Origin of the sequence: Huintestinicola sp. (assembly GCF_050874005.1) — a bacterium.
GTDB lineage: Bacteria > Bacillota > Clostridia > Oscillospirales > Ruminococcaceae > Huintestinicola.
Map to the genome: position 1 here is coordinate 77,225 of NZ_JBNMJV010000008.1, position 11,007 is coordinate 88,231.

At 48.0% G+C, this 11,007-nt stretch carries 8 protein-coding genes; all 8 read right to left on the minus strand.

Annotation, left to right across the window (positions count from 1 at the left end; genetic code table 11):
- Nucleotides 1-23 precede the first annotated feature (23 nt).
- The 8 genes from ACR0QN_RS04585 to ACR0QN_RS04620 all read right to left on the minus strand — a co-directional run bounded on the left by ACR0QN_RS04585 (nt 24) and on the right by ACR0QN_RS04620 (nt 10,764).
- Nucleotides 24-1,190 carry a serine hydrolase domain-containing protein gene (locus ACR0QN_RS04585; RefSeq protein ID WP_432650016.1) on the minus strand — a complete coding sequence of 389 codons (1,167 nt, stop codon included), beginning with the start codon at nt 1,188-1,190 and terminating at the stop codon, nt 24-26.
- A 250-nt stretch (nt 1,191-1,440) separates the two neighbouring features.
- Nucleotides 1,441-2,175: a hypothetical protein gene (locus tag ACR0QN_RS04590; protein ID WP_432650017.1), complete on the minus strand. Its 735-nt coding sequence runs from the start codon at nt 2,173-2,175 to the stop codon at nt 1,441-1,443.
- Between the two features lie 40 nt (nt 2,176-2,215).
- A complete protein-coding gene (locus tag ACR0QN_RS04595; RefSeq protein WP_432650018.1) occupies nt 2,216-2,923 on the minus strand; it encodes an NYN domain-containing protein in 708 nt (235 codons plus the stop codon).
- A gap of 231 nt (nt 2,924-3,154) precedes the next feature.
- Nucleotides 3,155-4,501, minus strand: coding sequence for a sensor histidine kinase (locus ACR0QN_RS04600; protein WP_432650024.1), 1,347 nt, complete (start codon nt 4,499-4,501; stop codon nt 3,155-3,157).
- Nucleotides 4,502-4,590: 89 nt separating this feature from the next.
- Nucleotides 4,591-5,310 carry a response regulator gene (locus ACR0QN_RS04605; RefSeq protein WP_178726687.1) on the minus strand — a complete coding sequence of 240 codons (720 nt, stop codon included), beginning with the start codon at nt 5,308-5,310 and terminating at the stop codon, nt 4,591-4,593.
- Nucleotides 5,311-5,332: 22 nt separating this feature from the next.
- The gene (gene pulA, locus ACR0QN_RS04610) at nt 5,333-7,267 is read right to left on the minus strand and encodes a type I pullulanase (RefSeq protein ID WP_432650019.1); all 1,935 of its coding nucleotides are present in this window, start codon (nt 7,265-7,267) and stop codon (nt 5,333-5,335) included.
- A 289-nt stretch (nt 7,268-7,556) separates the two neighbouring features.
- On the minus strand, nt 7,557-8,993 hold the full coding sequence (gene purB, locus ACR0QN_RS04615) for an adenylosuccinate lyase (RefSeq protein ID WP_432650020.1): 1,437 nt from the start codon (nt 8,991-8,993) through the stop codon (nt 7,557-7,559).
- Between the two features lie 496 nt (nt 8,994-9,489).
- Nucleotides 9,490-10,764 (minus strand): adenylosuccinate synthase, encoded by a 1,275-nt coding sequence (locus ACR0QN_RS04620; protein WP_432650021.1) that lies wholly within the window; start codon nt 10,762-10,764, stop codon nt 9,490-9,492.
- Nucleotides 10,765-11,007: the final 243 nt, after the last annotated feature.

Consider the following 11,007-nt stretch of genomic DNA (forward strand, 5'->3'; position numbering starts at 1 on the left):
CCGTCCTTTCATAATATGTAAAATTATTCCAGAGCGCCCCATACAACGTTCTGTAATCGCCTTGTAAAATCGGTGCAGCCTGTGTACGCCTGCTGAACGAAATAGAGAAAAGCAAGCTCCTCCTTGGGGTCAATACAGAAATAGCAGCCAAGCATACCGTCCCAGCCGTATTCCCCTGCGGAGCCGTTAAATCCTGCGGCGGCAGGACTTTTAAGCACACGCATAAAATTGCCGTAGCCCTGTCCAAGCATACTGTCCCACTCAAGGGAGGCTCTCTGAGTATCGGTCAGGCAGTCGCTTGCCATAAGCTCAACAGTCTTTCTGCCAAGTATTCTCACGCCGTTTGCCGAGCCTCTGCCCAGCAGCATTTTTACAAATTTGGAGTAATCCTCAATGGTGGAAACAAGTCCTGCTCCGCCTGACTCGAAGGCAGGAGGGGCCTTGTAATCGGTAATGCACAGGTCGTGATTTGTATAGACTGCATTGCCTTCGGGTGTCTGAACATAGGGTGTGGCAAGGCGGTGGTATTTTTCCTCGGGGATATAAAAGCCCGTGTCGTTCATTCCCAGAGGCTCAAAAATTTCCTTTTTAAGAAACTCGCTGAGTTTCATTCCGCTCACCGTCTCAATGACCGCTCCCATAACATCTGCAGATGCGCCGTATTCCCATTTAGCGCCGGGAGTGAACGCAAGGGGAACATTTCCCATTTCAAGTACGAAATCACGTGTGGAAAGGGGTTTGCCGCCCTTTTCGTATGCATCGGACTGCCTGCCCCACACCTCTCCCATTTTCATTCCCGAGGGAGTGCCGCCGGGGTAGGATATGCCCGAGGTCATTGTGAGCAGGTCGCCCAGAGTGATGTCCCTGTCCGCAGGACGAAGCCCGTTTTCATCAAGCACCTGCATATTATCAAATGTGGGCAGAAACCATTTCAGAGGATAGCGAAGCTCAATTTTGCCCCTTTCGAGCAGGAGCATTGCGGCTGCGGCGGTTATGGGCTTTGTAAGGGAAAAAAGGCGGAAAAGGTTATCCCCGCTCATTTTCTTTCCGCTTGCCCTGTCGGCATATCCGAAATGCTCAAGGTAAACCGTTTCGCCCTTATGGATAACGGCAACGCTGCCGCCTGCAATGCTGTCCTTTTCCAAGGCTTCATTCATAAGGGTGTTTATGTATTTGAGATTTTCAAACATTTTTAGGCGCTCCTTTTTTGAGAGATTTTTTTGGAAATAGCACTTACAAATCGTAATTTGGCGGTATGTGTATTTATTTTATTTAGCTTAAATTTGTTAGCAAGTATGCAAGGGGACAACCTAAGGGGAGGGGAAAGAAATAAACCCAACAAAAATGCGGACTTTTGCTTTTGAAAGTTACCGTGCCACAAATAAGAGATGTTCTTCAAAATATCCCAACGCAGTCGCTGCGGGTCGTCACCCGCCACGCCTAAAATTTTCGCTCTATCTCGTACCCACGGAAAACTCTTTCCTTGGGCTTTTTTCTTGCCCTGCGCCGGGCGGCTATCTCCAGCATTCGCTGTCTGAATTCCTTGCGCCTTATTTCTCTTCGCTTCTGCTTTTCGGAGCAGAAAATTATGCGCTGTGCCACTCTTTCCGCATAGAAAAAGCTGTCGGGAAAGGACGCCTGGGTGACCTCTTCTCCGCCGTATTCGTCATACCAGTGATAGTCAAATTCCGCCCGTCCGTTTTCGGTGCAGGAGTAGTCGAGCCAGTTTGCGGGGGCTTCAAAATATCTTGCCTTTCCCTTTATTATGACCCGTCGGCCTGTGCAGGTCACCTGCTCCACATCGCTGAGGTCCATTACCCACAGCCTGCGGTAAACGGTCAGTCCCTTTTCTCCTGCACTACTTCGCACGTATCGGGATATGACCATCTGCTCCCCCAGAATTTCGATATAGGTGTATTTCTTATGCCCCGAAAGCCTCAGATTTGTTATAACCGCAACTATGACCGATACGGTGAAGCTGTAGGCACAGGTCATAAAAAAACAGGTGATGTACAGCTTGAAAAAATCATCGGGCACGCCGCTGCGGCGTATTATCAGCAGGTATATTATGGAAAGTGCCGTCGCCGCCGTAAGTGAGGGAATATTCACCGCAAGCATAAGCTTATCAAAGCCACGGGATAGCTTCTTCCCGTCGCTGTGTATCATTTTGTGCAATGAATATTCCCTCCTTTGGGAGATCAAATGACGATGATCATTAAGATTGGGTTATTTTATAATTTTTGGGGACCCAGCTTATCAGACCGTCTATATGTTCAAACAAATCGCTTTTGATAGGCGCGCCAAGAGGATTGAGGAGAAAGTCTATGCCTTCTCTGCGAGCCTGTTTTGCGGCTGGGACAAAATCACTGTCGCCCGATATCAGAATTATTTGATTTACCTGTTTCTTAAACGCAAGTGAAGTGATATCAACTCCTATTCGCATATCAACACCCTTTTGTTCAATGTTCAAGGACAAGTCGGAAACGGTAATGTCTGAAACATTGATGGTTCCGTTTAATAGCTTTTTGAGAGATTCATATTTCAGACTGTATTCAATTGCATTTTCGCTTAATCTTCCAAGACGTAATGCGAATTTTCGTTGATGTTTCAGTTCTTGAAGAAAATCTGTCATCCATTTGTATTCATCACTTTTTCCAAGGTTTACAGATCTGTTGGTGATTGGATTAAATATGTTCTTATCCAGTGGCGGACAGTCGTAATAAAAAATGCGATATAAATTTCTTGTTTCGTGATTGTCGGAGTTAAGAAGCCTGTGGCAGTATTCGGCAAGCTCTTCGGCACGTCCCTTTGGTGTCACTTCTCCTATGTAATGTTTGGCACGTTTTCTGTAAAAAGCTCCGTCAACAAGAATGGCGGTATTCATTATCCGTTTCTGAGTGGTATAAATTCTTTGATGTTCCACTTTTTTGCCTCCCAAAAATAAAATACTCTCAGTCTCGTAAGACCCCTTATGGTGGGGCAACTACTGCTGAGAGTATACTATCAAAATTATTACAATCTGCAGCTAAAAGCTGATGATTGTAAATATATTATACTCCTGCAAATAGAATTTTTCAACACATTGTGCAGATGTTTGGACATTTGCACAATATGTAGAACGATTTTTTGGTGAATTTGAGACATGATTTCAAATTTACTTTTTCATCTCCTGCTTTACGGGCAGCATAATTACTACCGTGGTGCCCATTCCCTGTTCGCTGAATACCTCAAGGGTGCCGCTGTGCATTGTGATTATCTCGTCAGCCACCGCAAGACCAATGCCCGAGCCTCGCTTGTTGTGGTTTGCACGGAAGAATTTTGTCTTTATCTTTGGCAGGTCCTCGGGAGAAATGCCGCAGCCTGTGTCGCTTACCTCTATCTCGATCTTATTTTCGTCCGCAAGGATAGCCTGTACCGTTACAAGGCCGCCCTTTTCCGAATATTTTATGGCGTTGTCTATCACGTTTATGAAAACCTGTCTCAGCCTGTTTCTGTCGCCGTAGACAGCAGGGAGATCTTCGGGTTCGGCATAGACAAGCTCGATGCCTTCTTTTTTCGCCTTCTCCGCATAGATAAGCACAGCGTCTCCAAGCTCCGCAAGGATATCCACGTTGCCCTTGTTAAGGGTGAATTTGCCGTTTTGCATACGTGAAAAGTCAAGAAGCTCCTCCACCATCTGGGAAAGGCGCTCCGTTTCCGAAGTTATGACCCTCATTCCCTTGACGATAGTTTCGCTGTCGTCGGGCATTGAGCCGATGGTCTCCGCCCAGCCCTTTATGGCCGTGAGGGGTGTTCTCAGCTCGTGGGAAACGCCCGAGATGAACTCGTTTCGCATTGCTTCCGACTGTGAAAGCTCATCTGCCATTTTGTTGACGATATCGCATAGCTCGCCTATCTCGTCATCGGACGAAACGGGTATTCTCACCGAGAAATCGCCCCTTGCGTATCGCCTTGCGGTGGCGCCGAGCTGTCTTACGGGAATTACGATGGACTTAACAAAATACATTCCCGAGAACATCATAAGTGCAAGTATGGCTCCGCATATTACGGCGGCTATGATTATAAGCGCAGCAATGTGCCTGTCCACTCTTTCGGTGGAGGCTACAAGGCGGATAACACTAAATTCTCCTGCGGTATCGGGGGTCACTATGCTTATGGCTATGACCTTTTCACCCGAGGGCAGCCTGCCCGTAAATGTGCCCGAGCTGCCGTTTTCCAGAGCGTCGTAATAATCCTGGGTAAGCACGTCAAAGGTGGGGGCAAAGCCCGAGGAGGTCATTGACACCTGTCCGCCGCCGCTTACGGTCATAAGCTCCATTTTATTCTTCTCCGACCAGTTTTCCACGATGGAGCGCACTTCGGAGGTGAAGCTGGCGGGATTGTCCGTATAATACTGGGATAACATTCCCGAGATCATATTGAGCCTTGAGCTGATATACTGCTTTGCCGAATTGTAATAGTAGAAATTTATGAATACCGAAAACGCCAGCAGCACGCTCATAAGCACAAGAAATATCGCACCTAAGCTGTTGACAAGCCATCTTCGGGTTATGGTGGCTCTTGACCTTTTTATTGCCGCCGCCCCCCTGCTTATTTCTTCTCGTCAGCTTTTCCGTCGCCGCACCACTTGTAGCCGAAGCCCCATATGGTGGCGATATATTTGGGATTGGAGGGAACGTCCTCCAGCTTCATTCTGAGCCTTCTGATGTTAACGTCAACTATCTTGTCGTCGCCGAAATAGCCGTCGCCCCAGATGTGATTTAAAATGCTGGTGCGGTCGAGGGCGGTGTTCTGATTGTTCATAAAGTATTCAAGTATCTGATACTCCACCTGTGTAAGCTCGATGTTTTCGCCGTTCTTTGCCACAGTCCTGCTCTTTGTGTTCAGGGAGAAGGGTCCCGAGGTGATGATGGGGGACTTTTCCTCCTTAACAAAGGACATACTTACCCTGCGGTAAACGGCGTCGATACGTGCCGTAAGCTCAGAGGGGGAGAAGGGCTTGGTTATGTAATCGTCGGCGCCAAGCATAAGTCCGCTGACCTTATCCATTTCCTGGGTCTTGGCGGAGAGCATTATTATGCCTATGGTGCTGCTCTTCTTTCTAAGCTCCTTGCAGACCTGGAAGCCGTCAATGCCCGGCATCATAATGTCAAGCAGGGCAATATCGAAATTGCCGTTTTCCTCGTTAAATACCTCGAGAGCCTTTTCGCCGCAGTTTACGTCAACCACGTCATAGCCTGCTCTTTTAAGATTTATGACCACAAAGTCTCTGATAACGTCCTCGTCCTCGCAGACAAGTATTCTTTTCATTTTGGTTACGTCCTTTCTTTTATTATTCCTGTTCGCTGTAGTGCTTTCCAAGCACCATTACGGAATAGGGTTCTATATTATAATCGCCGTTTACGGTATAGAGCGGAGTATTGCCTGCTCTTGCGCCGTCAATGTACACATTCAGCTCCCCGAATGCGTGAAGGGTGATAGTGTCGGGTGAGGGATTAAGGAACACCACGATCTCTTCGAGACTGCAGTCGCCGTAAAGTCCGAAGCCCACCACTCTTTTGGGGAGGCGGTCGAAAAATTTCATATTGTTACCGATATCCTCCACCGTGGACATTCTCAGGGCGGTGTGGGCTTTTCTGAACTCGATAAGCCCCTTGTAATACTCGAAAACGTCCTTGAACTCTGTTTTTCTGTCCCACTTGAGGCTGTTGACGATATCGGGGGAGTGGTAGCTGTTGTGGTCGTATGCGCCGCCGGGGAGGGGCTTTGAACGTAAGAATTCCTGTCCTGCCTGTATGAAGGGTATGCCCTGAGACAAAAGTACCATTGCCGCTGCCATTTTATCCATTTGCTTTCTTACTTCGATAGAGTCGGTGGGATTTGTGTAGGCAAGCTTGTCCCAGAGGGTCAGGTTGTCGTGGGCTTCAACGTAATTTACGGTCTGGCAGGGGGATGTTGCCCAGGAGTATTTGTCAAGATTTGGTATCTGGGGGTGGGGGATACGTCCGCACATTATTTCCTTCACGTAATCCTCTACGCCCTGTGCGCCGTTTACATAGCCCTTGCTGCGGTTCTCAAAGTTGTTGCCCTTGACGGTGTCTCTGAAATCGTCGCTGAAATAGGCTACATTGGGGGTGTGGCGGGCGTTCAGCTTCATACATCTCTTTGCGTCGGAGAGGGGTGAGTCGCCCCCTGTCCAGCCCTCGCCGTACATAATTATATCGGGATTTATGGCGTGGAGCCGTTCGTATGCTTCGTTTATGGTGTCGATGTCATACAGTCCCATAAGGTCAAAGCGGAAGCCGTCTATTTTATATTCCGTTGCCCAGTAGACAAGGCTGTCTATGATGAATTTTCTCACCATAAAGCGCTCGGTGGCTACCTCGTTGCCGCAGCCTGAGCCGTTGGAGAAATATTCCCCGTTTGCGCCCCAGAGACGATAGAAATACTTTGGGAAGGTCTTGTTGAATGGCGAGTCGGCGGTGGCGTAGGTGTGATTATACACAACGTCCATTATCACCTTTATGCCCTGACAATGGAGGGCGTGGACAAGCCTTTTGAACTCTGCCACTCTTGCACGTCCGTCATAGGGGTTGGTGGAGTAGGAGCCTTCGGGAAGGTTGAAGTTAAGAGGGTCATAGCCCCAGTTGAACTGAGGTTTGTGAAGCTCGGACTCGTCTACGGTCTGATAGTCAAAGCAGGGCATAAGGTGGACGTGGGTGATGCCCAGCTCCTTTAAATGGTCGATGCCGATGCTGTCTCCAGCGTTGTTGATAAGACCTTTTTCCACAAAGGCGAGAAATCTTCCCTTATAGCAGAAGTTGCCGCTTTTGTCAATGGAAAAATCACGGACGTGCATTTCGTATATTACTGCGTCTGCGTAGGACTCCATTGGCTCCGGGTGATAGTTATGCCAGCCTGCGGGATTGGTTTCCTCTAAATCTATGACCATTCCCATTGCGCCGTTTACCCCTGCGCTTCGGGCGTAGATGTCGATCGTTTCCTCAACGATGTCGTCGTGGCGTATCTCATAGGTGTAATATACCCCGTTGAGGTCGCCGTGAGCGACCTTTTCCCATACGCCATTTTTGCTCTTTTCCATTGGCATACGGCGGTAGGGCTTTTCATCAGTGCAGGTCCTGTACAGAAGTACCGCTGCGTCATTGGCAAGGGGTGACCAGACCTTGAACACGGTTTTGTCCTTTGAGTAATTTGCCCCCAGATCGTCCCCTGTGTAGGCGTATTTTTTATCTACATCGCTGAACATTTGCATAACCCTTTCCTTTTTGATATCGGTAAAACAATATAACAATATTACTTTTATTATATAACATTTTTCGGGTTTTGTAAAGTCCCAATTTGAGGCGGTATGGGCGGTGCGCAGAGTTTCATTCCGAAAATTATTAGGGGATTTTTTGTGCAGATATACGAAATTTATTTGAGCAAGAACTTTTGTTTTAAAATCACTTGACATTTCAAAACAAATGTGCTATAATAACATTGTCGGCGGAAAAAAATCCGCCCTGCCGTATGACAGGACGGAAAAATGGATTTTATTATACGTTTATCTCGGCGGACTCGTGAGTAAGGTCCTTATACTTTTCAAGCACGGGCTTTACGCACTCCTCAAGGAACTCTGTGACCTGCTCGGAGCTTCTGCCTGTATAGTTCTCGGGGACAAGGACTGCTTCGATATCCTCACGCTTGAGACCAAAGGAGGGGTCTGCAAGGATACGCTCGATAAGGTCGTTTTCGAGGCCCTCTTCCTTGACCTTCTTTCCTGCTTCCATTGCGTAGGTGCGTATCTTCTCGTGAAGTTCCTGACGGTTGCCGCCTTTCTTTACTGCGTCCATCATAATGTTCTCGGAAGCCATAAAGGGAAGCTCTCTCATTATTCTCTGGCGTATTACCTTGGGGTATACTACAGGATTTGCGGTGACGTTTATCATAATGTTAAGGATAGCGTCGCAGGCAAGGAAGCCCTCGGCTACGGATATTCTCTTGTTTGCGGAGTCATCGAGAGTTCTCTCGAACCATTGTGTGCCCGAGGTGAAGGCGGGGTTCAGGGTGTCGATGATAAGGTATCGTGCAAGAGCGGTTATTCTCTCGCAGCGCATAGGATTTCTCTTGTAGGGCATTGCGGAGGAGCCTATCTGATTTTTCTCGAAGGGTTCTTCCATTTCCTTGAAGTTCTGGAGTATTCTCATATCGTTGGCAAATTTCATTGCGGACTGGGCGATATTTCCGAGAGTGTTTACTATCTGTGAATCTATCTTTCTGGAATAGGTCTGACCGGAAACGGGTACAACGGCGTCAAAGCCCATTTCCTCGGCGATCATTCTCTCAAGCTCCTTGACCTTGGCAGAGTCGCCCTCGAAAAGCTCCTTGAAGGAAGCCTGGGTGCCTGTGGTGCCCTTGGAGCCTAAAAGCTTCAGGTTCTTTATTCTGTACTCAAGTTCATCAAGGTCCATAAGCAGCTCGTTTATCCAGAGTGTGGCTCTCTTGCCCACGGTAGTGAGCTGGGCGGGCTGGAGGTGGGTATATGCAAGGGCAGGCATATCCTTATACTTTTCTGCAAAGTCGGAAAGCTGTGCGATAACGGTGACAAGCTTCTTGAGTATTACATGCATTGCGTCTCTCATAACGATGATGTCGGTATTGTCGCCAACGTAGCAGGAGGTTGCGCCCAGGTGGATTATTCCTGCGGCTTTGGGGCAGACCTGTCCGTAGGTGTAGACGTGAGCCATTACGTCGTGGCGCACAAGCTTCTCACGCTCGGCGGCGCACTCGTAGTCGATATTGTCGATATTTGCCTCAAGCTCGTCTACCTGCTCCTGTGTTACGGGGAGACCAAGCTTCATTTCCGCTCTTGCAAGTGCCACCCAGAGACGGCGCCAGGTGGTGAATTTCTTGTCGGCGGAGAAAATATACTGCATTTCCTTGCTTGCGTATCTTGTGCAGAAGGGTGATTCGTAGGTGCTTGTATCCTTCATTGTTTATAACATCCTTTCGGGGCTTGAAATTATGTTACTATTATATCACATATTGTGGAGAATGTCAATTGCAATGCTGTCTATTACCACTATTCATCGACATATTCGCTGTGATCAAGTGTCATTGTTTTGCATTTTTTACAGATATGACCCGGCAGAATATCCTTAAATAATGGTCCGTTATAAAATTCGATCTGTCCATTCTGTGGAATAAGGTTAAAAATTTTTTCGGTTTTACTCCGGGCTGCGCCACGGCAGAGGAATTTAATTCTGCGAATTTCCGGTTTGTAATTCATTGAAACAAGCATTGCCGAGCCGCCTGTCTGCTGCCCGAAAAAATTTCAGAACGTCTCGCCGCAGGTCGTTAAGCGCAAAAATCGGGGCGAAAAATACACTTCCGCCCCGATAAATGCAAATCTGCCGAACAGTCATTATCCGTCATAGAAAGAATAATGAATAACGAATAAATTATAAAGAATAAAGTCGGAGAGCTGTGTTATCTCTCAATTACCTGCTCTCTGTCGGGGCCAACGCCTACCATACTGATAGGACACTCGCAAAGCTCCTCAAGGCGTGCGATATACTTGCGGCATATCTCGGGAAGCTCCTCGAACTTTCTGCAGCCGGAAATATCCTCGTTAAAGCCGGGGAATTCCTCGTAAACAGGCTCGCAGCCCTCAAGGCCCTCAAGTGTGGGAGGGAAATCCCTGATAACAGAGCCGTCGGGCTTCTTGTATGCAACACAGATCTTCAGAGTATCAAGACCTGCAAGGGTGTCAAGCTTGTTGATAACGAGGGAGGAAAGGCCGTTTACTCTTACAGCGTGACGGACGATAACCGAGTCGAACCAGCCTGTTCTTCTGGGTCTGCCCGTAATTGTGCCGAACTCTCCGCCCTTGTTGCGGATATAATCGCCTGTCTCATCGTTAAGCTCGGTGGGGAAGGGACCCTTGCCCACTCTTGTGGTATAAGCCTTGGCAACGCCGTAAATGCCGTCGATCACCATAGGACCTACGCCCGTACCTGTGCACACGCCTGCGGACAGGGGGTGGGAGGAGGTAACATAAGGGTATGTTCCGAAGTCGATGTCAAGGAGAGTTGCCTGTGCGCCCTCAAAGAGAATTGTCTTGCCTGCCTTCTTAGCCTCATAGGTGAGAACGGAAACGTCGTCCATAAACTTTGCAAGGCGCTGTCCGTAGCCGATGTATTCCTCGATCACCTTGTCAAGGTCAATAGCTTCGCCGCCGTATACCTTTGTGATAATGGCATTTTTCAGCTCGCCAACGCTCTTTGCCTTTTCTCTGAAAATGTCGGGGTGAACTAGGTCATAGAAGCGCAGACCGCTTCTCTCGTACTTGTCCATATAGGTAGGACCGATACCTCTGTGAGTTGTACCAATGTCCTTATTGCCTCTGAACTGCTCGGAAAGACCGTCAAGAGCGATATGCCAGGGCATAATGATATGTGCTCTGGGGTCGATCTTCAGATTGTCAAAGGTAATTCCTCTTGCGGAAAGGGAGTCTATCTCGCCAAGCAGGTCCTTAGGGTCGAGAACCACGCCTGCGCCGATAAGGCAGAGGGTGTCTTTATAGAGAATACCCGAGGGGATAAGATGGAGCTTGTAGGTCTCGCCGCCGCTGGCAACGGTATGACCTGCGTTGTTTCCGCCCTGAGCACGGACAACAACATCAGCACGGGAAGCAAGGATATCTATTACCTTGCCCTTGCCCTCATCGCCCCACTGGGTGCCGATAACGATATTTGCAGACATTTAAATTCCTCATTTCAAGATCAAAAATTTATTCACCTCGGCAATAAGCCGCATTACAGTAACATTATAGCAGACTTTTCCCTTTATGTCAATATTTTTGCAGTTTAAGTTTCCCCAAAATTCAGCCTTGACGCATCCGAATCAGAAAACAGAGACAATTGAGTGCTACAATCGGGCAAAGAAAAGAATGTGCCAATACCCGATTTAACCGTTTTTAAGATTTCAAAAATACCGTCGGCAACA

Bases quoted from the DNA above. Each gene is read 5' to 3' on its own strand.
- ACR0QN_RS04585 (WP_432650016.1), bottom strand. From the start codon at position 1,190: ATGTTTGAAAATCTCAAATACATAAACACCCTTATGAATGAAGCCTTG.
- ACR0QN_RS04600 (WP_432650024.1), bottom strand. From the start codon at position 4,501: ATGAGCGTGCTGCTGGCGTTTTCGGTATTCATAAATTTCTACTATTAC.
- ACR0QN_RS04605 (WP_178726687.1), bottom strand. From the start codon at position 5,310: ATGAAAAGAATACTTGTCTGCGAGGACGAGGACGTTATCAGAGACTTT.
- pulA (WP_432650019.1), bottom strand. From the start codon at position 7,267: ATGTTCAGCGATGTAGATAAAAAATACGCCTACACAGGGGACGATCTG.
- purB (WP_432650020.1), bottom strand. From the start codon at position 8,993: ATGAAGGATACAAGCACCTACGAATCACCCTTCTGCACAAGATACGCA.
- ACR0QN_RS04620 (WP_432650021.1), bottom strand. From the start codon at position 10,764: ATGTCTGCAAATATCGTTATCGGCACCCAGTGGGGCGATGAGGGCAAG.